This window comes from Microbacterium oxydans, assembly GCF_900095745.1.
Taxonomy (GTDB): Bacteria; Actinomycetota; Actinomycetes; order Actinomycetales; family Microbacteriaceae; genus Microbacterium; species Microbacterium oxydans_B.
Genome location: NZ_FMIR01000015.1, coordinates 313,398 through 338,109 on the forward strand (window position 1 = coordinate 313,398; position 24,712 = coordinate 338,109).

The 24,712-nt window shown below is 68.4% G+C and carries 17 protein-coding genes; 6 read left to right on the forward strand and 11 right to left on the reverse strand.

The window, feature by feature from the left end:
* The first annotated feature begins 4 nt into the window (after positions 1-4).
* Complete coding sequence (locus tag BQ2383_RS09545) at positions 5-1,069, forward strand: N-acetylglucosamine kinase (RefSeq protein WP_091032991.1); 1,065 nt, start codon at positions 5-7, stop codon at positions 1,067-1,069.
* Positions 1,070-1,218: 149 nt separating this feature from the next.
* Entirely contained in the window at positions 1,219-3,552 is a 2,334-nt protein-coding gene (locus tag BQ2383_RS09550; RefSeq protein WP_091032993.1) for a hypothetical protein, read from the forward strand.
* A 60-nt stretch (positions 3,553-3,612) separates the two neighbouring features.
* Here BQ2383_RS09550 and BQ2383_RS09555 read toward each other — a convergent pair whose 3' ends face one another.
* Complete coding sequence (locus BQ2383_RS09555; protein ID WP_244175965.1) at positions 3,613-4,524, reverse strand: arsenic resistance protein; 912 nt, start codon at positions 4,522-4,524, stop codon at positions 3,613-3,615.
* A gap of 50 nt (positions 4,525-4,574) precedes the next feature.
* Entirely contained in the window at positions 4,575-5,594 is a 1,020-nt protein-coding gene (locus BQ2383_RS09560) for a LacI family DNA-binding transcriptional regulator (protein ID WP_167381589.1), read from the reverse strand.
* Positions 5,595-5,720: 126 nt separating this feature from the next.
* Here BQ2383_RS09560 and BQ2383_RS09565 point away from each other — a divergent pair, with 126 nt between their 5' ends.
* The 4 genes from BQ2383_RS09565 (at position 5,721) to BQ2383_RS09580 (ending at position 11,381) form a co-directional block, all read left to right on the forward strand.
* On the forward strand, positions 5,721-7,211 hold the full coding sequence (locus tag BQ2383_RS09565) for an MFS transporter (protein ID WP_167381590.1): 1,491 nt from the start codon (positions 5,721-5,723) through the stop codon (positions 7,209-7,211).
* Positions 7,212-7,219: 8 nt separating this feature from the next.
* Entirely contained in the window at positions 7,220-8,236 is a 1,017-nt protein-coding gene (locus BQ2383_RS09570) for a Gfo/Idh/MocA family protein (protein ID WP_091033003.1), read from the forward strand.
* Complete coding sequence (locus BQ2383_RS09575) at positions 8,233-10,680, forward strand: glycoside hydrolase family 2 TIM barrel-domain containing protein (RefSeq protein ID WP_091033005.1); 2,448 nt, start codon at positions 8,233-8,235, stop codon at positions 10,678-10,680. The genes BQ2383_RS09570 and BQ2383_RS09575 overlap by 4 nt, the downstream gene beginning before the upstream one ends.
* Positions 10,681-10,799: 119 nt before the next feature.
* A complete protein-coding gene (locus tag BQ2383_RS09580; RefSeq protein ID WP_091033008.1) occupies positions 10,800-11,381 on the forward strand; it encodes a hypothetical protein in 582 nt (193 codons plus the stop codon).
* Between the two features lie 33 nt (positions 11,382-11,414).
* On the opposite strand, the gene BQ2383_RS09585 is transcribed toward BQ2383_RS09580, so the two are convergent.
* The 9 genes from BQ2383_RS09585 to BQ2383_RS09625 form a co-directional block, all read right to left on the reverse strand.
* Positions 11,415-12,065: a hypothetical protein gene (locus BQ2383_RS09585; protein WP_208617649.1), complete on the reverse strand. Its 651-nt coding sequence runs from the start codon at positions 12,063-12,065 to the stop codon at positions 11,415-11,417.
* A gap of 101 nt (positions 12,066-12,166) precedes the next feature.
* Positions 12,167-13,516, reverse strand: coding sequence for a GHKL domain-containing protein (locus BQ2383_RS09590; protein ID WP_091033011.1), 1,350 nt, complete (start codon positions 13,514-13,516; stop codon positions 12,167-12,169).
* Positions 13,513-14,235, reverse strand: a complete 723-nt coding sequence (locus tag BQ2383_RS09595; RefSeq protein ID WP_029264036.1) for a LytR/AlgR family response regulator transcription factor — start codon at positions 14,233-14,235, stop codon at positions 13,513-13,515. The genes BQ2383_RS09590 and BQ2383_RS09595 overlap by 4 nt, the downstream gene beginning before the upstream one ends.
* Positions 14,236-14,253: 18 nt before the next feature.
* Positions 14,254-15,288, reverse strand: coding sequence for a glycosyltransferase family A protein (locus tag BQ2383_RS09600; protein WP_091033015.1), 1,035 nt, complete (start codon positions 15,286-15,288; stop codon positions 14,254-14,256).
* Positions 15,289-15,305: 17 nt separating this feature from the next.
* Positions 15,306-15,953, reverse strand: a complete 648-nt coding sequence (locus tag BQ2383_RS09605) for a hypothetical protein (RefSeq protein ID WP_091033018.1) — start codon at positions 15,951-15,953, stop codon at positions 15,306-15,308.
* Positions 15,953-18,379: a glycoside hydrolase family 3 C-terminal domain-containing protein gene (locus BQ2383_RS09610; RefSeq protein ID WP_244175969.1), complete on the reverse strand. Its 2,427-nt coding sequence runs from the start codon at positions 18,377-18,379 to the stop codon at positions 15,953-15,955. The genes BQ2383_RS09605 and BQ2383_RS09610 overlap by 1 nt, the downstream gene beginning before the upstream one ends.
* Before the next feature lie 71 nt (positions 18,380-18,450).
* Positions 18,451-21,411, reverse strand: a complete 2,961-nt coding sequence (locus BQ2383_RS09615; protein ID WP_244175970.1) for a glycoside hydrolase family 3 protein — start codon at positions 21,409-21,411, stop codon at positions 18,451-18,453.
* A 94-nt stretch (positions 21,412-21,505) separates the two neighbouring features.
* The gene (locus tag BQ2383_RS09620; RefSeq protein ID WP_091033020.1) at positions 21,506-21,946 is read right to left on the reverse strand and encodes a hypothetical protein; all 441 of its coding nucleotides are present in this window, start codon (positions 21,944-21,946) and stop codon (positions 21,506-21,508) included.
* Between the two features lie 100 nt (positions 21,947-22,046).
* Positions 22,047-24,413, reverse strand: a complete 2,367-nt coding sequence (locus tag BQ2383_RS09625) for a glycoside hydrolase family 3 N-terminal domain-containing protein (protein ID WP_091033024.1) — start codon at positions 24,411-24,413, stop codon at positions 22,047-22,049.
* Positions 24,414-24,712: the final 299 nt, after the last annotated feature.

Sequence of the window (24,712 nt, forward strand, 5' to 3'; positions counted from 1 at the left end):
CGGAATGTCAACCGCGAATTACCCACCGGAGACAATGCGTCCTGCGGGTGCCAAGATGAATCCCGTGCTGCTCGCGATCGACGCCGGAGGAACGAGTACCCGCTGCGCGGCGATCACAGAAGACGCCCGATGCCTGGGCGTCGCGCGCCACGGTGCCGGCAACCCGATCTCGGCGGGAGCCCCGATCGCCATCGCCTCCCTCGCGTCCGCGGCCGCCGACGCCCTGTCAGCGGCGCAGACCGCGCCGCAGGACGTGCACGCCGTCACCATCGCGATGGCGGGGATCAGTTCGGGCACCTCTTTCGAGCAGTCCCTGCAGACAGCCTTCGCATCGTTCGGCGTGCACGCCATCGTCCGATTCGACTCGGACGCGATGGCCGGCTTCTGCTCCGGAACCGCCGCCGAGAACGGGAGCGTGCTCATCAGCGGCACCGGAGCGGCCGCCGTACGGATGCACGCCGGGCAGGCGGTGGCGACAGCCGACGGCCTCGGGTGGCTCCTCGGCGATGTCGGCTCCGGATTCTGGATCGGCCACCGGGTCGCGCGCGCAGCCCTCGCGAACCTGGACCGTCGCGGACCGGAGACGACGTTGAGCGCGCTCCTGGTCGCCGGCATGCCGGCATCGGCGGCAGCAGCATCCCGCGCGGATGACGGCCGCCCGCCCGAGATCATGCAGATCCTGACATCGACATACGCCGCGCGTCCGGTGGAGCTCGCCCGACTGGCACCACTCGCCTTCGACGCTGCAGCCGACGGCGACGCCGTCGCGCTGTCCATCATCGACGAGGCCGCGGAGGGGCTCCACGCCACGCTGCGCGCCGTGCAGGGGTCGGCGACGGATCCCGTCGTGGCGACGGGCGGGATCCTCGCGCAGCAGCCGACGCTCCGACGGCGCATCGAAGAGCGCCTGCGTGCGGACGGATATCCCGCGGAGCTGATCCCCGTCGACGACGGGCTCACGGGAGCTGCGGTGCTGGCTCTGCGGGGCGCCGGCGTCAGAGTCGACGAACGAGTGCGAATGGCGCTGAGCAGGAGCATCGACGAGGCCCGCCGCACCGTCACCTCCTGAACCGCGTCGAGAATCGAGCAGGGCATCGCAGTCGGACCCCGATCCCGACGAATCCTTGACACCGCCCAGGATGATCGTTACTTTCACTCCTGAAGCGGCTTCGTGAAATTGTATTCCACCGTGAGTCGCCCCGACAAAGGGAGCCATCCATGGAACGTGTACGCGCGCTGGACGCTGAATCGACAGTCCCTCTGCGACGCCCGCATCGACGGCGGCTACTCGCCGGCATCGTCGCGGCCGTCGTCACGGCGACGGCTCTCGCCGTCCCCCTCGTCGCCGAACCGGCGTCGGCCGCCGGCACCCCGGAGTTCACCGACAGCTTCAACGATGCGAGGGACGCCGATCCCACGTACGGACTGAACGACTCGATCTCGACGCGCCAGAGCGGGCCCGGCAAGGGCGTGACCTACACGAGGGTCCACGGCAACTGGTCGACTCCTGCGGCGACCCCGCCCAGCTATGCCAGCCAGGTGAACCACCCCGACTTCGCAGGCAAGCTCTCGTTCTGGGCGCAGCACTCGGCCGTGCGCCTCGATGCGCCGGCGATGACCGACGCGGCCGATTCCTACACGCTGACGGCCAAGGTCAACCCGAACGCGAACGCACGGGGCAACGACGCGGACTGGGTCTCGCTGATGCTCGCGAAGACGGGCGGATCGACCGGCTACGTGACGGCGACGACCGTGGACGCCGGGCTCACCGTGAGCCGCAACGGCAAGGTCATGCTCTATCAGCGCGGCACAGCCCTGTGGTCGTCCGAGCTTCTGGCGACGAGAACGGCCACGGGTTTCGACGTCAGCGTCACGGTGTCCAACGCGTCGACGGCGAGTCCCAGCTTCGCAGTGTCCGTGAACGGCGCCACTCGAACGGCGACGCTCACCGGGGCGCTCGTGCAGCCGTACGTCCTCCTCGGCGCCTACCTCAGCAACGGTTCCGCGACGACGACAGCAGAGGTCAGCACAGTCGACGACCTCACCGTCAGCCGAGTCGCGCAGTTCGCGGACAACTTCGATGGGGCCAACGTCTACGCGTCCGACTACGGGTTGAACCAGAACCTCGGAGCGCGTGAGCCCGGTCTGGCGATGCCGCTGACGTACTCGCGTGTGCCCGGCCATTGGAGCAACACGGCGACGCCGCCCGCCACGCATTCGCAGGTGAACAACCCGAGCTTCCCGAATCAGCTTTCGTTCTGGGTCGCCCCCTCAGCAGTGAAGTTGGACATGCCCGTCTCGGCCGACAGCGCCGGCGCCTTCGAGATCCGCGCGACGGTCAAGCCTGACCCCGGATCGTTCGGAAGCGCCACGGACTGGGTCTCGATCATGCTCTCGTCGTCGAGCACCGGAAAGGGCTACGTCACAGACTCCCAGAACCAGTTCAGCATGACGGTCGCTCGCGACGGCACCGTCGCGCTCTATCGCGGCGGAGTCCTGGTGGGACCGACCTTCAGCGCCCCCATCCGCCCGAGCGGCTTCGCCGTGTCCATTCGCGCGACCGACGCCGGCGCGACTCCGGATCTCGAGGTGACCGTCAATGGCGCCACCCGGACGACCTCGCTGACCGCCGCCCTGAAGAAGCCCTACCTCTACCTGGGCGCCTACATCAGCAACGGAAGTGCGACTCAGCTGCGCGAGGTGAGCGCGATCGACGATCTGACGATCAGTCGTGTCGATCCGTTCCCCACGCTGAAGTACTTCGGCACATACGGAACGCGGAACGACGACCTCGCGGGGAATCACGTTCCCGACATGAAGGGGATCTCGAACCTGCACTGGATCAACGTCTCTCCGACTCTCGACGCCAGCCCGCTCTCCTACGACACCGGAGAGTTCGCCGCGTGCCCGCCGAAGGGATGCATCGTCTACGTCGGGAGCGAGTTCTTCACGCCGCAGAGCCACCAGCAGCAGCCGAACCTCAACCGCTGGAACGGATTCGTGCAGATGCTGCAGCCATACAAGGACAAGATCGCGGCGTACTACCTGGAGGACGAGGCCTACCTCAAGGGCGTGACCTACCAGCAGCTCGACTGGTCGGCCAAGGCGGTGCAGGCGAGCATCAACGCGGGCGACATCCCCGATCTTCCGATCATGTTCACGATGACCTACATCGACATCGCGAACTCCGTAGCCGTGCCGCCCGACGTCGATTGGTACGGCATGGATGCCTACAACATGACGGAGACCGAGCTGGAGTGGTCGGCGAACCGCCTCGAGCAGATGGCCAGCGATCAGAACGACAAGATCTATCTGTTCCCGCCGAACGTGCCCGACACCTGGAACACGTGGACGACCGAGGCGCAGATCCTCGACCGGCAGTACGAGTATCTGCGGGTCGCGAACCGTCATCCACGCGTGATCGCGCTGCTCAACTTCGGGTTGTGGGTCGACACGGGTGCGGGGGGCAGCTCTCCTCGACCGCAGACCTACGTCCCGCGCGTGTTCGCACTGCAGGAGCGCGTCGGCGCCGCCATCATGTCTCGACCCTGAGGAGGTTCCGTGAATGGATGCGCCCTGCGGGGCGCATCCATTCCGGCGTGTCTGCGGGTTTCACGGCCGTTGCCGCACCGGCACGAATCGGGGGATGAGGCGCACGAAGATCACCATGGCGATCAGCTCGACGAGCGTCTGCGTCACGACGGCGAGCGGTGCGAGCGCGAAGGTCGTCGGCAGCGCGAGGGCGAGCGGGAGCACGACCAGCGAGTTGCGGGTGGCGCCCGAGAACACGACAGCGCGCGTGCGGGCGACGTCGAGGCGCGCTGCTCTGCCGGCGACGACGCCGACGGGGATCATGATCACGGCGAAGGCGGCATAGAGCGGAATCGTCGCGAGCAGTGCGGGGAGCTGCCGGCCGACGCCGGCGATCTGCGAGGCGACGACGACCGCGAGCGTGAGCATCATCAGCGGCACCATCGCGCTCTGGACCGTATCGCTCAGGGCTCGGCCCGCGCGCGTGCGCGAGGCTGCGTACTGGGTGAGCCCTGCAGCCGCGAGGGGAAGCACGATCAGCAGGAGGAACGCGTCGAGGAACGGGGCGAGGTCGATGGCGTCGATCAGCTCCGGTCCGACGAAGAGCCACAGATACAGGGGCAGGAGCAGCATCTGACCCAGCATCAGGAGGGGCGCGGCCGCGAGCAGTCGCTCCTTCGCCCCGCCGGCGAGCCCGGTGAACACGATGACGTAGTCGACGCACGGCGTGAGCAGGACGAGCAGCACGCCGACCAGCAGCGCCTGATCGTGAGCGACGAAGCGCGACAGGCCGAACACGATCACGGGCACGATCACGAAGTTCACGACCAGCAGCACGGCGAGGAAGCGGATGTCGCGGAATGCGCGCCCGATCGCCGAGAACGGGACGCCGAGGAACGTCGCGTACAGCAGCAGCCCGAGGACGGGAGTGATGGCGAGCTCCAGCGGATGCGCGACGGCGGGCGCCCAGAGGCCCACCACGGCACCGATCACGATCGCCGCGAGATAGAGGGCGACCTGGTGTCGCTCCCCCCAGGCGACGATCAGGTCGTCTCCCCGCGCACCAGCTCGAGCACACGGTCGAGGTCGAACTCGTATCGCTCCGGATCCGCGTCTGCGCGGCGCGCTGCCAGGGCGGCCAGGTCCTGCACGAACGCGTCCATGAGGAGAGGCTGGTCGATGGCCACCGTGCTGAGCCGCGGGCTGACGAGTTGGCCGACGGCCGTCTTGTCGACGCCGATGACGGCGACATCCTCGGGGATCCGCAGGCCGAGCGCGCGACCGGCGGCGACCACCGCGATCGCAACGTCATCGTTGTAGGCGCAGATGCCGAGAGGAGCAGGACCCGCCTCGTCGCGTGCCTCCTTCAGCGCTCTCACGGCGCCCCCGACGTCGAGCGGGATGCGCGGGGTGAGCGGCGCGTCGAGGCCGCGGTCGCGCGCCTCTCGCCGGATCCCCTCGAGGCGCGGTGGCCCGAACGGGTCCAGGCGCTTGTCCGCGAGCGCCGCATAGACGAGCCGCCGGGGGCCGCTCCGCAGCAGTTCGCGCACCTGGATCCGCCCGATCTCGATGTCGATCGGGTCGGGATCGGCGCCGTCGGCGACGTACGCCCGCCGGGGAACGATGAACGTCCCGGATGCCTGGATCCGCTCGCGCTGCGCCGAGGTGAAGACTCCGAAGTCGACGACGGCAGCCGGCCGCAGATCGAGCACGGAGGTCAGCGTCGTCTCGTCCTGCATCCTCGCGAACCGCACGACGACACTCATTCCGGCGGTCGCGCTGGCTCCCGTGATCCGGTCGACCGAGTCCTGCAGGTGAGGGCCGAAGGTCGCGTGGGGGACGACGACCACGACGATGTCGCTGAGACCGGTGACCAGCGCTCGCCCTGCCCGCGACGGGCGGTAGTTCAGAGCGTCGGCGGCAGCCCGCACGCGCGCGCGGGTCTCTTCGGGAAACCGCTCGTCGCCGTTGAGGATCTGGCTCACGGTCGATCGGGACACTCCCGCGCTCGCGGCCACGTCTTTGCTCGTGGCTCGTCGAGCCGGCTGCACATCCACCGTCATGGCCCCAGTCTCGCACATCGCTATTGACACGTGACACCTCCGCCATCTACCGTGGTGTCGCGTGTCACTGACACGTGACACCAGCGGTCACTGTGACCGGTCCCATTCATGACGAAGGAGTCAGCCATGGCGAAGGATTCGACCCGGACCTCGGCGGAACAGCAACGCGCCGCCGTAGCCGTGAGCGCAGAGGAATCGGTGACGGCATCGCTGGCCGCCGTCGCGGTCGGCGAGACGATCGGAGACCCGAGCGGTCAGAAACTGAAGGTCCGCGAACGGCTCGCGTACGGCGTCGGAGACATCGGCGGCAACCTGATCTTCGCGCCGATCTCCGCGTTCCTGCTCTTCTACTTCACAGACACCGTCGGCATCGGCGCAGCGATCGCCGGAACCCTCCTGCTCTTCGGCCGCGTGCTCGACGGCACCATGGACCTCATCCTCGGCACGTTCATCGACCGCACCTCCACCCGCTGGGGGAAGGCGCGACCCTGGATCCTGTTCTCGACCCCGGTCGTGGTCATCTCATTCATCCTGCTCTTCAACGTGCCCGCCGGACTCGGCGCCGGGGCCAAGGAGTTCTACGCCTTCGCCATGTACTTCCTGTGCCTCGGCGTCGGCTTCGTCGGGTCCAACCTGGCGTACCACACGCTGCTCTCGGTGATCACGAGCAACTCGAAGATGCGCGTCTCCCTCACCGTCATCCGCACGTTCTTCGCCCTGGTCACCACGCTGGTCGTGAACTTCGTCACGATCCCGGTCGTCACCGCGAACGGCGGAGGCCAGGCCGGCTGGACGATGATCTCGGTCGTCTACGGCATCATCGCCGCCGTCACGTTCCTCATCGTGTTCTTCGGCACGAAGGAGCGCGTGAAGTCGACGATCAAGCAGGACGACGGGGTCAAGCTCCCCCTCGGCAAGTCCCTCCGCATCCTCACCGGCAACCCGTACTTCTTCCTCGCGTTCGGCTTCTTCCTGCTCAACTACCTGCTCTCGGGCACGGCCGGCGTGGGCATCTACTTCGCCAAGGACGTGCTCGGCGACCCGAACATCTACAGCTTCCTCGGCCTCGTCCAGCTCCTCCCCCTGATCATCGGCCTCTGGTTCATGCCCGCGTTCATCGCCCGCTTCGGCAAGCGCAAGCTCATTCTGGTCGGCGTCATCGTCACGGTCATCGGCATCCTCATCTCGCTCATCGACCCGAGCAACATCACCCTCGTGATCGCCGGCGGACTCGTCCGCTCCATCGGCGGCATCCCCGCCGCGGCCGGACTCTTCGCGCTCGTCGCCGACGTGGTCGACTACGGCGAGTGGAAGAGCGGCTACCGACTCGACGGCATGACGTATGCCGCCGCGACCGCGGGCCAGAACTTCGGTGCCGGCCTCGGCGTCGCCCTCGTCGGCTGGCTGCTGGCCGCGGGCAACTACGACGGCCAGGCGGCCTCGCAGCCGGCGAGCGCGGTCAGCATGGAGATCTTCCTCTACCTGTGGCTTCCGCTCATCGTCGCCGTGCTCATGGGCATCATCATCTGGTTCCTGAACATCGACAAGCACCTCTCCCAGATCCAGCGCGACCTCGCCGCCCGACGGGCCGCGGTGGATTCCGCCTCGAACTCCTGAGCGCTGACATGAGCACGCACGGCGCCGAGGTGAACTGGGCGGTCATCGGCACCGGCTTCATCTCCCAGTCCATCTCGGACGACCTCCGCCTCACCCCGGGAGCACGCCGCCACGCGGTGTGCTCCCGGGATCCGGAACGGGCCCGCAGGTTCGCGGCGGACCAGGGGTTCGCCGTCGCCCACGGGAGCGTGTCCGCCCTGCTCGACGACCCGACGGTCGATGCGGTCTACATCGCCACCCCACATGCCACCCATGCAGCGATCGCGATCGCCGCTCTTGAGTCCGGCAAGCACGTCCTCATCGAGAAGCCGATGGCCGTGAACGCCGACCAGGGCCGGCAGATCGCGAGCGCCACAGCGGCGAGCGGATGCTTCGCGATGGAGGCGATGTGGATGCGGTTCAACCCCGCGTACCGTGATCTGGTCGCGGCGGCGCGAGCCGGGGCGATCGGCGAGGTCCGGAGCGTGCGCGCCTCGTTCGGACTGCCGTTCGGCCCGGCCGACTCCCCCCGTTGGACCGCCGAGCGCGCCAGCAGCACGCTGCTCGACCAGGGGATCTATCCGATCACCCTCGCCCTCGATGTGCTCGGACGGCCCTCGCGGATACACGCGACGGGTCGCCTCTGGGACGACGGTGTCGACCTCACCGTCCACACCACCTTCGAGTACGACGACGGACGATTCGCGCAGCTGAGCGCGTCGATGGTCGAGTACATCGAGCCGACGGCATCCGTCAGCGGCACCGACGGGTGGATGACCGCGCCCGCACCCTTCTGGGCCGCGGATGAGTTCACGACCCACGCGGGTCCGATCTCCCGCGCCCTGACCGAGCCGCATCGCACGCAGCACGAACGCCGAGGCAACGGGTACGTCCCGATGCTCGAGGCAGTCACCCTCGCGATCGCCGAGCACCGGACCGAGCACCCCACCCACCCCCTCGCGGACAGCATCGCCACCCTCGAGGTGCTCGATGCCGTCCGCGATTCCCTGAGCAGCCCCACCGCACGACCGAAGGAGACCCGATGAAGCGCACGGCATTCAACGATGGCTGGCAGTTTCGACCGAAGCAGAACCCGTTCGCCGAACTCGGCGGAGTCAGCACGCCGTACACCGACGTCACGCTCCCGCACGATGCGCTGATCCACGAACAGCGCGATCCCGACGGAGACGGCGCCGTCGCCTACTTCCCCGCCGGCGCGTACCAGTACCGCACGACGTTCACCCCCGCGGCCGACCTCGCCGGCCAGCGGATCGTCCTCGAGTTCGAGGGCGTCTACCGCGACGCGACCGTGCACATCAACGGCGCTTTCGCGGGGCAGCGTCCGTACGGCTACTCCGGGTTCACGATCGACGCCGACCGGTTCCTGCGCCCCGGCGAAGAGAACCTCATCGAGGTCGAATCACGGCACGGCGGAGACTCCCGGTGGTACACCGGCGCGGGCATCTACCGCGACGTCTGGCTCCACGTCGGACCGGCCGTCCACATCCCGATCGACGGGGTGCGGGTCAGCGCATCCGACATCGAACCGGATGGCGCCGTCGTCGAAGTCGACGTGATCGTGGCGAGCACGAGCAACCGTCGCGAGACGGTCGACGTCGCCGTGACCCTTACCGACCCGGCAGGGACCACCGTCGCACGGGGAACCGTCCCGGTGACGGTCGAGGCGAACGGACGCTCCCGCAGCCGGCAGCGCCTCTACGTGCGCGCACCGCAGCTGTGGAGCGCCGAGAGTCCCGCCCTGTACTCCGCCGCCGTGGATCTGGTCGTCGACGGCGCGGGCATCGACGACACCTCGGCGGCCTTCGGCATCCGCACACTCCAGGTCGACCCCGTGCACGGACTGCGCGTCAACGGCGAGGTCGTGAAGCTCCGCGGGGCCTGCGTCCACCACGACAACGGAATCCTCGGGGCGGCGACGTTCGCGGACGCCGAGGAGCGCCGCGTACGACTGCTGAAGGAGGCCGGCTTCAATGCGATCCGCTCCTCGCACAACCCGATGAGCGTCGCCATGATCGAGGCGTGCGACCGGCTGGGTGTCTACGTCATGGACGAGACCTTCGACATGTGGACCTCGAACAAGATGCCCCACGACTACTCGCTCCACTTCACCGAGTGGTGGGAGCGCGACGTCGAATCGATGGTGACGAAGGACTTCAATCACCCGTCCGTGATCATGTACTCCATCGGCAACGAGATCCCCGAGACCGGCTCGCCGGCCGGAGGTCTCACGGGTCGCGCACTCGCCGAGAAGGTGCGCGAACTCGACCCGACGCGGTATGTCACCAACGCGGTCAACGGGATGCTCGCCGTCATGGACGACATCAAGAAGCTCGCCGCGCAGCGCGGACAGGGCGACGGTGACGCCGCGGGGATCAACACCCTCATGGCCGGGCCAGGAGAGTTCATGAACCAGATCGGCACCTCCCCGATGGTCACGGAGAAGACCGCCGAGTCCTTCGGCGTGCTCGACATCGCCGGCATGAACTACCTCGACGGCCGTTACGAGATGGACAAGGAGCTGTTCCCGAACCGCGTGATCGTCGGCACCGAGACGTTCCCCACGCGCATCGACCACAACTGGGCGCTCGTCACCGAGAACGCGCACGTCATCGGCGACTTCACCTGGACCGGCTTCGACTACCTGGGAGAGGCGGGAATCGGACGCGCCCATCACCTCGCCGAAGGAGAGACACCCAGTCTCAGCGGCCCGTATCCCTGGATCGCCGCCTGGTGCGGCGACCTGGATCTGATCGGCTCCCGCCGCCCCGCCTCGTTCTATCGGGAGATCGTCTTCGGGCTCCGCACGACCCCCTACATCGCCGTGTCGCGCCCCGGCAACGAGGACAAGACCTTCTATGCGGGGCCCTGGACCTGGAGCGACAGCATCGGCAGCTGGACCTGGACGGGCCACGAGGGCGCACCGCTCGCGGTGGAGGTCTACAGCGACGCGGAGGAGGTCGAGCTCGCCCTCGACGGAGAGGTGATCGGCACGGCCGCCGCGGGCGCCGAGAACCGCTACAGGGCCGAGTTCACCGTCGCCTACCGCCCGGGCGAGCTGACCGCCACGGCGATTCGACAGGGCGCACGCACCGAATCCTTCTCCCTGTCCAGCGCCGGCGACGCCACCCAGCTCGTCACGAGAGTGGAGAACGGCCCGTCAGGAGAGCTGGCCTTCATCGAGATCGCGGTCACCGACGCCGACGGTCGGGTCGACACCGGAGCGGACCGACTCATCGACGTGCGCGTGGACGGCGACGGCGTGCTCGCGGCCGTGGGCAGCGGGGACCCCGCTCCGACGGACACCTACGACGGGCCTGCGCATCAGACGTTCGACGGGCTGGCCCTGGCCGTCGTCCGCCGCACGGGCCCCGGCGCGGTGACGGTCACGGTCTCTGCCGGCGACGGAATCGCCCCGGCGACCGTGGTGCTCGAAGCGGATCCCCTCGGAGCCGCAGCCACCGTTTCGTGAGACCGGGTCAGATCTCGGCGAGCGAAAGAAACTGACGACTGGCGGAAGGTCTCCGCGGTCGGCGATACTGCCCCAACCTGGGCATGTCAAAACTATACCGAAAGTGGTATAGTTTTGACATGCCGCAGACAACCTACCGCGATGTCGTGCATGAGATCGCCGCCGACAACTACGGGTATGTGACCACCCGCGATGCGGAGGACGCTGGTGTCCCCAAGATCGAGTTGGTGAAGCTCGCCACGCGCAACAGGTTCACGCACATCGCTTACGGGTTGTACCGCGACGAGACAATCCCGCGCACCCCTCTCGATGAGTACGCGGAGGCGACGTTGCGGGCGGGAGAGGGTGCCTTTCTGCGAGGCGAGTCAGTGCTGGCCCTTCTCGGCCTTGCAGACGTGAACCCCCGCACCATCACAGTCGCCACCCCCAAGCGCACCCGACGCAGGATGCCCGCGCACATCGCACTCACTCCCGCTCCTGAGGGCGCGAAGCCGACGATGTACGAGGGCATTGCGGCGCAGCCCGCGGCGGAGGCCCTTCTCGAATGTCAGGGGCGCGTACAGGCCGGACGACTCCTCGACGCTGCTACCCGGGCACGCACAGAGGGATACCTTACGACTGCAGAGATGGCTCGAGTACGCGAGGCGCTGACCGCATGGACAACCCCTACTCATCTCCCCAGTCAAGACGCGTCTGAGTAGAGCTTCTGCAGCCCGACGTCGATGCCGGTCGCGTCAGACGCGCTCTCGGACCAGGGCAGGCACGGCATCCGCCGGCCCCGCCTCCACCACGACGACCTCGGCCTCGCGGCGGAAGATGATCTTGAAGATCGGGAAGAACACGGCGCACGAGATGAGCGCGTTGATGAGCATCGTGACGACGTCGGCGACCGTCTCCCCGGCCGCTCCCATCCCCCACGTGACCATCAGCAGCTCGTAGATCGGCGTCTTGTAGAGCGTCTGCAGAGCCGCGGCGCCGAAGGTGAGCACGACGTAGGCAACGGTGTACCAGGCGGCCGCCCGCCACACGTTGGTGTTGGACTTGAAGGTGACGTTGCGCTGCAGGAAGAAGTTGATCACGGTGGCGATGAGCAGCGTGATCTGCACGGCAAGGAAGTACGCGAGCCCGCCCCCGCCCTCCGGCAGCGCGCCGGCCGTGTAGTCGAAGACGAAGCCGCCGCCCACCGGCGCGGCCTGGAAGTCGACGTCGACGAGCGAGGTGCCGCTGAACATCAGCTTGAACACCGGCATGATCACGAGCTGCAGCACCGTGAGTGCCACGTTGAGCGCACTGAACACGATGAGTTCGGCGAGCGTCGGCTTCGTCTCGGCGAATGCCGCCCAGGCGGCGGACAGCGGGTTGCGGGTTCTGACGGCGTCACTCACGCCATTCAGTACACCAATCGGATGCCGCGCGCCGGTCGCCGCGGACACGATCGGTCGGTTCCGGCGCATGAACGGTAGCGGTGCGGGCAGGGCGCGCCCTGTCAGACGGCGTCGCCCTCGCCGTCATCCGCGCCGTCGGTGCCGCCGTGCGCCGGGAACAGGACCCGCAGCGAGAACCACCGGTCGTCGGCCGTGATGGCGACCGCGCCGCCGTACGCCGCCGCGGCGGTCTCGATGTTGCGCAGCCCGTAGCCGTGGCCCCTGCCGCGCTGGCGGGTCACGATGCGATCCCCGTCGCGCAGGACCACCCCGTCGAAGGTGTTCTCGATGCGCACCATCGCGAAGTCGTCCTGCGCGAAGACCGCGAACCGGATCACCCGCAGATCCTCCGCCGGCACCCGCGCGGCACCCTCGATGGCGTTGTCCAGCGCGTTGCCGACGAGAGAGGTGAGCTCGAGCGGACGCATGAACGAGAGGAGGGCGCCGTCGGCCACGACCGACACCTCGATGCCCCGCTCACCGGCGCGCGCGAGCTTCGCCGTCACGATCGCGTCGAGCACGTGGTTGCCGGTGCGCACCACGGCACCGTACCGGCGGATCGACTCCTCGAGACCGTCGAGCATCCGCGCACGGGTCGTGGCATCCTGCTCCGACCGGATCGCATCGAGATGGTGCTTCATGTCGTGATGCTTGCGGTTCACCTCGTCGATCGACCGTCGGGTGATCTCGTACTGGTCGTGCTGACTGCGCAGCAGCTGCGCCATCGCCTCGGCATCCCGCCGCGCCGCGGATTCGCGATGGATGCGCAGCTGGACGTGCAGCGCGATGAAGCCACTGAGGTCGACGAGGGTGCGGATGTAGAGGATCTCGGTGCCGAAGCGGCCGCTGAATGGCGTGTCCGTGGTCACGAAGCTGAGGTTGGAGATCGCGAAAGTCGCGACGGCGATCGCCATCGCGCCGACCAGCTGCGTGCCCCCGACGTCGAAGCGCTCCGCCCGACTGAACTGGCGGCGCTCCGCGTACCCGACGACCCCGAGACCTGCGGTGTAGACGACCGCCGCCGCGGCCAGCTGCGAATACGGATCGCCGAGCCCGTCGTAGAACCGGTTGAGCTGCCAGAAGCCGGAAGCCACGAGCTCCGCGAGCACGAAGGTGCGCGCGAGCACGAAGCCCGCTCCCCGCGCCGAGGTGTCCAGCCCGAGATAAACGAAGCCGAACATGGTCGCCGCGGCGAGCAGCATCCCCGGGATCCACCACGCGATGGGCAGCGTGCCCGCCCACAGCTGCACCGCCAGCAGCATCCCCAGCGCGAGGATGCAGAGGCCGATCGTCGCCAGCCACCCGAACCGTCGTCGGGCGACGAAGATGTAGACGAGGCAGGCGCCCCATTCCGCGATCGCCGTGAGGTACCGCGGGATCTCGGCGAGGACCGGCCCCTCGACGCCGTTCACGCCGAGATTCCGCGCGAACCGACGTACTCGGCGAGGGCGGCGTAGAACTCCCGTTTCCGAGGTCGGCTGATGGGGAGGCTGCCGCCCCCGCGGATGCGGCAGTCGTTGCCGTCGATGCCGGTCACGTGTCGCAGGTTCACGAGCAGGCCGCTGTGGCAGCGCAGGAACCCCTTGTCGGCCAGCTGCGCCTCCATCGCCTTCAACGTCGTCGCGATGCTGAACGTGCCGTCGAGCGTGTACAGCTCGACGCGGTGACGGATCGATTCGATGTAGCGGATGTCGTCCACGGCGACGCGGTGGTGCACACCGTCGGTCGCGGTGAAGAGCAGCTCCCGCCGCGACCGCCGCTGCAGCCGCGTGAGGATCCGCGACATCTCCTGCTCGAACGACGCATAGGCCACCGGCTTCAGGAGGTAGCTGAGGGCGTCGACCTCGTACCCGCCCACCGCGTAGTGCGGCGAGCTCGTGATGAAGACGATGATGACCTCGGAGTCGACCTCGCGGATGCGGCGGGCGGCCGCCATGCCGTCGACCCGGGGCATCTGCACGTCGAGGAACAGCACGTCCCAGTCGGGACGGTAGTCGGCGAGGACGTCAGCCCCGTCGTGGAAGGCGGCGATATGGAACCGCTCGCCCTGGTCGCGCTGGAAGCGATCCAGGTGCGAGAGCAGTCGCTCGATGGCGGCACCGTCGTCCTCGACGATTCCGATGCGGATCATTCCGCCTCCGTTCTCCGATCAGCTGAAGCCGACGACTCGCCGTGCCACATGGTAGGCGAGGTTCGTCGCCCGTCGTCCCGCCTGCCCCGGCAGATTACTGGTCGCCCCGAGCAGGCTCCGGCGCATGCGCGTGTACAGCCACGGGTTCTCCGCCCTGACCTCATGCCAGAACAGATCCCGCTGCTGCAGGTGCGCGGCCGTGCCACCGCGGGCGAGGGTGGCGCTGGTCACCGCGCAGACGCCCTCGAGGTGATGGAGCATCGCCCGATGCAGCTGCCGCGGCACCCCGCCAGCGGCGAGGTCGGCGTGGGACGGGAGGGTGGCGAGAGCGAGCCGGTTCACGCGCAGCTGCTGATCGACGCGGCGCACCATGACCTCGGGCGCGACCGACTGCCCCTCGCGCCCGATGAAGTAGCGGTACAGCGGCACCGGCAGGTAGCTCATGCGCCGGAGCCGGGCGAACGGCTGCAGCACGAAGAGGTTGTCGACGTAGAAGGTGTGCTCCGGGAGGGCGAGCCCGACGTCGCGCAGCAGCTGCGTGCGGTAGACGATGGCGTGCATCATCAGCACCTGGCGTCGACCGAAACGCTCGGTGTCGGACCACTCGAACACGCGCCCCTCGGGAAAGACCGAGTCGAAGCGGGCGGCCTTCGGCGACTTGCCCAGGCGCTCGTGGACGAAGTCCGTGAAGACGGCGTCGACCTCGGTGCCCGTCTCGCGCAGCACGTCGAGGTGGGCGACGAGCAGTCGCAGCGACCGGATGTCGAGCCAGTCATCAGCGTCGAGCACCTTGAAGTAGTCGCCGCGGGCAGAGGCCAACCCGGTGTTGATCGCCCCGCCGTGGCCACGGTTCTCCTGGCTCACCACGCGGATGCTCTCCGGGCTGCGCGCCGCCCAGGCCTCGGCGACCTCACGCGTGCCGTCGGTGGAGCCGTCGTCCACGACGACGACCTCGATGCCGCGCACCGCCCCCAGTCCGTCGAGCGCGCGCCCGAGGTAGGCCGCCGCGTTGTAGGCAGGGACGATCACGGACAGCGCGGGCACACTGTCCATTCTCCCGGATGCGGTGATCACTTCACGGCACCGTCCGCCGTCGCCTCGGCGGCCGCGGCTTCCGTCTCGGCCTCGACCGGCACCTGACGGAAGATCACGCGGAAGATCGGGTAGAAGACCCAGAAGCTGATCGCCGAGTTGATGATCATCGTGAGCACGTCGGCGACGACCGAGCCGGTGGAGCCCCAGCCGAGCGTGACCATGAAGAAGTCGTAGATCGGTGCCTTGTAGAACCCCTGCGCGGCGGCCGCGACGAAGGTGATGACGATGTACGCGAGCGTGTACCAGCCGGCCGCGATCCACACCGAGGTGTTCGACTTGAACGTGATGTTGCGCTGCAGGAAGAAGTTGATCACCTGGGCGATGAGCAGGGTGATCTGCACGGCGAGGAAGTAGGCGAGCCCGCCGCCTCCGCCGGGCAGGGCACCCGCCGCGTAATCGAACATGTAGTACTGACTGCCGTCGACGTTGGAGCCGACGGGCAGAGCCTGGAAGCCCACATCCGTGAGACCCGTGAAGGTCGCGAAGCCCCAGCGGAAGATCGGCATCAGCGCGAGCTGCAGGACGGTGACGCCGTTGGAGAGCACGAGGAACATCAGGAACTTCGACAGCTCGGGGCGGCCATCCTGAAAACCGGTCCACCAGTTCTTGATCGCGGTGAACATCAGATACTCCTCTTCGTGGCTGCGGCGTCGAACGCCTTCTTCGTCGCCTTCTCGTCGCGGCGTCCGCCGAAGTACGCGGCGATCACCCGCCCCAGCCCTCGGATCGTCTGCCCGTTCACCAGCGTGAGGACGGCGGCGGTGAGACGGCGCGTCGCCAGTCCCCCGCTCATCTTCGAGATGACCCGGAACGGCCCGTTCAGCAGGAACAGGATGTTCAGGTCGGGTTTGCCCGCCGCCTCCGCCTTGCGGCGGCGACTGTCGAGGAGGCGGAAGCCGGCGCGGGCCAGAGGGCTCTTCGCCGTCGCGAGTCGGTCCATCGGATCGTTCTCGGCGAGCGGACCGTTGCCCCAGGCGGAATCCGGGAGAGCGCGGCCGAGCATCGCGGCGAACGTGTTGTCGTCGACGCGCGCGGTCGGCAGCGCAGTGGGCAGCGTGGCCGGCTCAGAGGCGGTGACGCCTTCGCGCGTGACCGTCGCCCGCACCGGGAGGTCGCGCACGTGGGAGCCCACGGCGACCTCGTACTCGCCCGCCTCGACCTGCCACGCGTTCGCGGCGGCGTCGAAGTACCGGAAGGTGCGCGGTCCGAAGGGGATGCGGATGCTCCGCGACTCCCCGGCCGCGAGGCGCACCTTCGCGTAGCCCTTGAGCTCGCGCACGGGCCGGGTCACCCCGGAGGCGCCGAGCCGCGCCACGTAGAGCTGGGCGACGTCGCTGCCGTCGCGGTCGCCGGTGTTGGTGACCGTGACCTCGACGCCCTCGGCATCCGCCACGAGCTCGGAGTACGAGAAGGTCGTGTACCCCAGGCCGAAGCCGAACGGGAAGGCCACGGGAACCTCGGCGGTCTCGTAGTAGCGGTAGCCGACGAACGGCCCCTCGCGGTACTCGGCCGTGCGCCCCGCACTCGGGAACATCCCGGCAGTCGGAGTGTCGGCGAGGCGGAGCGGCATCGTCTCGGCGAGGCGTCCGCCGGGTTCCACGACGCCGGTGAGCACGTCGGCGATGGCCTCGGCGCCCGCCTGTCCGCCGAGGTAGGCGTGCAGCAGCGCGGCCGCATCCTCCGCCCACGGCGTCTCCACGACACCACCGGCGCTGAGCACGACGACCGTGCGCGGGTTCGCCGCCCGCACCTCGCGGAGGAGGCGCACCTGCTCGGCCGGCAGCTGCAGGGTGGAGCGGTCGAGCCCCTCGGACTCGGCGATCTCGGGCAGGCCGAGCGCGAGGACCACGACCTCGGCGCGGCAGGCGAGCGCGACGGCCTCGCGGTGGAGCTCGTCGTCGCGGATGCCGTCGCGGCGGAAGCCCTCGGCGACGCCCTCCAGCTTCAGCGTCGATGCGCCGACCGCGTCGACGAGTGTGGGGACCCGCGTCGCGTTGACGAGCGAGGAGCCTGCGCCCTGGTAGCGGGGCGCGGTCGCGAAGGCGCCGATCAGCCCGACCGAGGTGCCACCCGCGAGGGGCAGCAGTGCGTCGTCGTTGCGCAGGAGCACGGCCGACTCGGCGGCGGCCCGGCGGGCGAGCGCGTGGTGGGCGTCGAGGTCGACCGAGGCGCGCGGCTGCGCGGTGACCCGGCGCACGAGGTCGATGACCTCGGCCGCACGGGCATCCACATCGGCCTCCGACAGCTCACCGGACTCGACGGCCGCGACGATCTGCCGCACCGAGTCGAATCCGGGCGACGGCATCTCGATGGTGCCGCCGGCCGCGGCAGCCGCCACGGCGTCGTTGCTGCCACCCCAGTCGGAGACGACCGCACCGGAGAAACCCCACTCCTGGCGGAGGATGTCGATCAGCAGGTGCGCGTTCTCATGCGCGTACGCCCCGTTGACCAGGTTGTACGACGACATGAGGCCCCACGGGGAGGCCTCGCGCACGACGATCTCGAACGCGGTCAGGTAGATCTCACGGAGCGTGCGCTCGTCGATGACGGAGTCGCTGACCATGCGGCGCAGCTCCTGGCTGTTCACCGCGAAGTGCTTGGGCGTCGCCGCCACGCCCTCGGACTGGATGCCGCGGACGTAGGCCGCCGCGAGGCGCCCCGACAGCTCGGGGTCCTCGGAGAAGTACTCGAAGCTGCGGCCACCGAGGGGACTGCGCTTGATGTTGAGCCCGGGGCCGAGCAGCACTCCGACGCCCTGCGACGAGGCCTCGCGGCCCAGAGCCGTGCCGATCTCCTCGGCGAGCTCGTCGTCCCAGCTGCCGGCCACGGTCGCGGCGGTGGGGAAGCAGGTCGCGGGCTCGGAGCCGTTGATGCCGAGGTGGTCTGCCGAGCCGACCTGCCGGCGCACGCCGTGGGGGCCGTCGGCCATCCAGACCGCGGGGATGCCGGCGCGTTCGATGGCACGCGTCTGCCAGGTGTTCGCCCCGCTGAGCAGCGCGGCCTTCTCGAGAAGGCTCAGGCTCGCGACGAGTGCGGTGGTTTCTTTCACGATGGGTCTTTCTGTGTCGATCAGGGCATCGCCGGGGCGGGCGAGCACACGCCCGCCCCGGCGATCACGGTCTAGCGAACGGTGACCGTGGTGCGCGCGTTGTGCCGCCGCACGCGGAGGATCACCATCACCACACCGGCGAGGATCAGCAGTCCGAGCACCGACGAGATGACGATCTGCCACACCACCCAGGCGGGCGGGGTGTAGGCGACCGTCGCGCCCGGCGCCAGTCCGTCCATCGCGTTGGAGTTCGCGACGGTGAACAGGATGTTGTGCGTCGAGTCACGGATGTCGGCGACCGCCTTGGCGGAGCTGGCGTCGTTGAACGACTTCGACGGCTGGAAGGTCAGCATCAGGTCGGACCCGGCATGGATGCCCTCGTTGGGGTTCATGTACGGGTACAGGTTGAAGTCCGTGATGGCGAAGCCCTCGAACCCCCACTCGCCGCGCAACACCGTGTCCATGAGCGCGACCGAGCCGCCGGCCCACGTGGCGCCGATGCGGTTGAACGAGCTCATGATGCCGGCTGCACCGATCGTGGTCTCCGACACGGTGCCCTCGTGATCCGAGAGGTACTTCACGTCCATCGAGATGTTCTTGATCCCGATCTCGAACGGCTTGAGGTAGACCTCGCGGATCGCCTGCTCGGTGGCCCAGGTCGCGATGCCGTTGTTGACGCGGTTCGTCTCCTGCTCGTTCATCGCGTAGTGCTTGATCGTCGTGTAGACGCCCTTGGTGCCGACGCCGTTCGCGACGGCGGTGAGCATCTGACCGGACAGCAGCGGGTCTTCCGAGTAGTACTCGAAGTTGCGGCCCGCGAACGGCGAGCGGTGCAGGTTGACCGCCGGTGCGTACCAGCCGTTGATGTCCTTGAACAGCGCCTCGTTGCCGAGCATGACGCCCATGGCCGTGCCGAGGTCGACATCCCACGTCTGCGCGATGAGCACCTCCGACGGGTAGGCGGTGCCGTTGATGGCCGAGTTGATGAACGACGAGAACCCGGCGGGTCCGTCCGGCTCCAGCGTCTGCGGCTTGCCGATCGAGCCGATCGCGGCCGTCTGGTACGCGCCGTTGAGGAGCATCGCCGTCATGTCGTTCACGCTCAGCGAGTCGAGCAGCTCGTCCCACTTCGGGTCGTCCTTGGCGAGGCCGCGCATGTCGATCAGCGAGAGATCGCTGCCGGCGCCGGTCGTGGGCATGTCGCCCTCGAAGGCTTCGGCCGCACCCTCGTGGTCCCAGACCGCGAAGCCGTCGGCGACCGCGTCGTCGGCGACCAGCATGTCGCCGGTCGGAGCCGTCGGGAAGGTGCCGGCGAAGTCCGCGCGGGACATCACCGGGATCTTGCCGGCCTCACCGGTGGTCGTGAACTGCGCCGACACGTCGTCGAACTGGTTCGTGACGGCCTCGAGGTCGGATGCGCGGTGGTCGTCACCGGTGTAGACGACGTCTTCGCTCACGGTGTACGCGATCGGCTGGGTGCCGGCGGCGACCGTGTGCGAGTCCTCGCGGACGCTGAGGACGTAGTCGCCCGCATCCAGGACGTAGGCCTTCTCGTCGAGGTAGTCGTACGAGGCCATGTCCTCGACGGCGAGCTCGATCGTCACCGACTCCGTCGCGCCGGGCGCGATGTCACCGGTCTTGGCGAAGCCGCCGAGCACGACGGCCGACTTCTCGACGCCACCGGGCGTGTACGGGGCCGAGTAGTACAGCTGCACCACATCGCGTCCCGCGACCGCACCCGTGTTGGTCACGTCGACCGTGACCGCGATGGTGCCGTCGACCTCGCCGAGCTCGGTGTTCGACACCGCCCAGGAGAAGTCCGTGTAGCTGAGGCCGTGTCCGAAGGGGTAGACGACGGCGGCGTCGTAGTCGATGAAGCCCTCGACCGCCGCGGTCTCGTAATAGCGGTAGCCGACGTAGATGCCCTCGGCGTAGTTCACGAACGGCGCCTCGTCGGTGACGGTCGCGTTCGACGTCGCGCTCTCGGTGACCGGCACCGGGTAGTTCGGGGCGACGTTGTCGTAGAGGAAGTTGCCGAAGTTGACGAAGGTCGGGTCGGCGGTGAAGTCGGCAGCCCACAGGTCGACCGTGCGACCGGAGGGGTTGACCTCGCCGTTCAGGATGCGCCCGAGCGCGTTGAACGCGGTCGATCCGGGCGAGCCGGCGAGGAGGATCGCGTCGACGCCCTGGTCGTTCTGCAGGTCGCCGAGCTCGAGCGTGGTCGAGGCGTTGATGACGACGACGACCTTCTCGAAGCTCTGCTTGGCGAGGTCGAGCAGGTCGCGCTCGTCCTTGTTGAGCTCGAGCTGGTGCTGGCCGGGCTGGGCGTTGTCGTCCCAGTCGGTCATGTCCTGCGTGAGGTCGCCGCCCTCGCCGCCGGGGCGTCCGATGAAGACGACGGCCGCGTCGCCGAACTGGGCGAACGTCGAGGCCTGCTCCTGGTAACCCGCGATCGGCATCTCGCCGATGTTGTAGGTCGAGATGTCGGGGCGATCCATCTCGATGTAGCCGCGCGGGTTCTCGGCCGCGTAGGCCTCGATGGCCGCGTAGGCGGGGTCGTTGACGGCGAAGCCGGCGTTCTCGAGACCCATGCGCGCCGTGACGGCGGAGTTGGTGTCGACCGAGCCGGAACCGGAGCCGCCGTACACGGGGTCGGCCGCGGCACGGCCCAGCATGGTGAGCTGCGCGCCGGAGGCGAGCGGGAGAGCTGCGCCGTCGTTCTTCGCGAGGACGATGCCGCCGGCACCGATCTCTTCGACGAGTCCGAGGGCTGCGGCATCCACCGCTTCGAGGTTGGGGTAGTCGGCCTCGTAGTACTCGGTGTCCCAGTCAGCGGACTCTTCGGAGTTCGTGAACGTGTAGGTGCCCGAACCGAGCTGCGAGGCGATCCATCCGGTCGCCACGTTCATGGCGACGTTGGCGACCACGACCACGACGGTCACGAGCGCGAGCAGGGGTACCCAGATCCACAGGTACTTCTTGTTGGACATCGGCATCGCGCTCGCCTTGTCCTTGGCCGTTCGGGCGTTCACTTCGGTTCTCCTTCAGTACTGCGATTACGGGTTGCGGAGGGAGGGCCGCCGACGCCGGTGATGCCCGCAGGCGTACGGGTCGGCGGCCGCTCCGTCACTCCGAGGCCTGAGTGATGTTGCCGTCCTGGTCGATCTGCCAAGTCTCACCCGTCTCGGCGGACTCCGCCTCGATGACGTACTTGCCGTCGGCGATGTCGACCGTGCCGGTCACGCGCTTCGCGGCCTCGCTCTTGACGAACGGCATCACCAGGAGGCCGTACTTCTGCGTCGGCTGCTTGACGTCACCGGCGAGCATGACCTGCTTCCAATCCGGGTTCTCGGCGAGCGCGTCGACGATCGCCTGACGGGCGGTCTCGAGGTCGGTCGCGACATCGGCGGTCTCGGACTTCGAGCCGCTCTCGCTGCTCTCGCTGTTCGAGCTGTTCGAGCCACCCGTCGTGGTGCCCGCGTCGCCCGCGCACCCGGCCAGGCCGAAGGTGCCGGTGGCGAGGATGACCGCCGCGAGGACTCCCGCGCGCAGCTTGGTGCTGTTCATTTCTGCTCCCTTTCCTGTCCGACGGGGCGCCCCGTCGGGTTCTGCATCGACGGCATGGCCGGCGTGATCAGGCGCCGGCCATGCCTGTGGCGATCTCCGCCTACTTCTTGATCACGCCCGAGTAGTTCAAGCCGAAGCCGAACTTCCAGTCGTTGCCCTCGGCGTCGACATAGGTGTCCATGTCTTCCGGCACGTCTTCGAGCTGTCCTTCGACCGCGTCCATGTCGAGCGGGAAGCCGATCGGCAGACGGCCCTGGGGCTCGTGCTCACCGGCCGCGACCGTCAGGGTCGCCTCGTCGCTCACGCCGAATCCGACGAGGACGACGTTCGACTTCTCCTCGAACTCCGCCGGGACGACGGGGTTGTTGGCCTTGACGACGGTGACGACGGGGATGTCGGCACCGCTCGCCTCGACCGCGGCGACCGCACGGTTGAACGCGTCGATGTCGGCGGCGTTCGAGATGCGCGAGGTGTTGCCGAAGTACGAACGGTTCTCCTTCGATCCGTCGGCGAGCACGTCGCCGCTGATCGAGGTCTTGCGCACGTTGTCACCGTCGGCCGTGTACGGCGCCCACTGCAGCGAGAAGGGGTACCACTCGCCCGATTCGGCGTCGTGGCCGGCGGCCGAGAAGTTGTTGCCGTTGTTCGGCGAGCGCAGGCCCACGAACACGGCATCCACGTCGCTCAGGTCGGGCGCGGTCATGGAGATGACCTTGCCGTCGGCGTCGAGCTCGACGGTGTCGGTGACGACCTTGCCGAAGATGCCCTCGGCCGCTTCGATGCTCAGCGTCGCGCCCTCGGTGTACTCCGGCGGGCCGAAGAGACCGGGGCTGCCCACGTCGAACGTGTGCGGGATGTACACGGTCTTGTCCGACCAGTCGGCGTCCTCCGCCACGGTGCCGTCGTTCTTCAGCATCACGACCGAGTCGAGCTGGGCGTCGAAGCCGGCCTCGACGTTGGCCTTGCTGCCGACCGTCTTCTCGGACTTCTCGAGGTCGACGAACGGGCTGTCGAACAGTCCGGGCGCGAAGTAGGCGGTGAGGATGCGGGCACCGGACTCCGCCCAGCGGGCGTCGGCATCCTGGTCGACCTCGCCGGCCTCGAACCGCTCGTTCCAGAGGTCGTACGCCTGGAGGAGGAAGGTGGCGTCGTTGACACCGCCGAACATGTCGACGCCGTTCTGGAGCACCGTGAAGTAGCGCTCGACCGGGTCCATGTCCTCGGCACCCCACGCGGTGGCGATGAACGCGTCGGGGTCGTTCGCGCCGGTCATGACGCCCCAGTCGGTGACGATCGCACCGGTGAAGCCGACCTCGTCGCGGATCATCTTCAGCGCCTCGGCGTTGTACGCCGTGCCGACGGCCTCGTCGCCGAGCAGCGGGTTGCCCTCGCCGTCGAGCATGATCGAGTAGTTCGTCATCATGCCGAGCGAGTCCGACGCCGCGGCGAACACGGAGGCGTGCTCTTCGAGGTTGTCGCCGGGGAAGACCTCGTACTTGCCCACCGCGGTGTGCGACTCACGGCCGCCCTCGCCCGCGCCGTCACCCGGTGCGTGCTTGATGGTGGTCGGCACGGAGTCGGTGCCCCATCCGATGTTCTCGCCGTCTTCGTCGTAGGTGCTCTGGAAGCCCGTGACGTAGGCCGCGGCCAGCTCCTTCGCGAGCTCCGAGTCCTCGCCGAGGGTGCCCGAGACGCGCAGCCAGCGCGGCTCGGTGGCGAGGTCGATCTGCGGGCTGAGGGCGTTCGAGATGCCCAGCGCGCGGTACTCCGAGGAGACCACGCGGCCGAACTCCTCCATGGTCTCGGCCGAGAAGGTCGACGCGAGGCCCAGGACCGACGGCCAGAGCGAGACGCCGGATCCGGTCTCGGTGTAGGTCGAGTTGGACTGCGCCTCGGAGCGGGGGTCGGACGAGAAGTTCGCCGGGATGTAGGGGAGCTCGGGGGTGGCGAGGCTCTCGACGTGGGCCTGGATCGCGTTGACCCAGGTCACGTTCTCCTCGACATCCGAGCCACCGGCGTTGAGCACGTTGCGCAGGTTGTCCTCGGAGAGGTAGGTCTTCTGCGCGTCGGTCAGACCGTCACCCGGCGACCGCTCGTGCGAGCTGAAGAGCATGAGGCCCGAGATCTGCTCGGCGGTGAGCGTCTCGGCGTAGGCGGCGGCGCGCTCGGCCGGCTTGACGCGCCAGTCCTCGAACGTGTCCAGCTTGTCATTGCCGTTCAGGTCCTTGAACGCGTAGGTCGAGCCGTTCTCCTCCACCTCGAGGATCTCGATCGAGCTGTCTGCGGAGTACGACAGCGTGGCGCCGCCGTGGGGGTTCTCGATGACCACGAAGTCCGTGGTGCCGTCCGTCGCATCGCGCGACGTGTACGCTGCTGGTTCTTCGGATCCGGACGTGCATCCGGCGAGGGTCAGCGCGAGGCCGAAGCCCGTGACCAGCGCGATCCCCTTCTTTGGCATGGCCTTCATTGGCCGTTCCTTTCGTCATCGACAGACATCCGCACGCGCCGTGCGCGAGGATGCTGGCCCCGCCTCTGGGGCCGTAGCCGTGACCGTCGCACTGCGAAGCCGCCGGGCATGCCGGTGATCGCACAGTCGGGACGGTTGTGCTGAATCGATCGTTCTACGGGCGGCTCATCGGGCGAGAGCGGAACGCACGATCGGTCGTTTCCGTCACATGTTCTGTCATCCGAGCCCGGAAAACCGCGGATTTCGTGACGGTTCCGTGACCTGATCCGCATCCTGATCCGCGCCCTCGCACCCCGCTC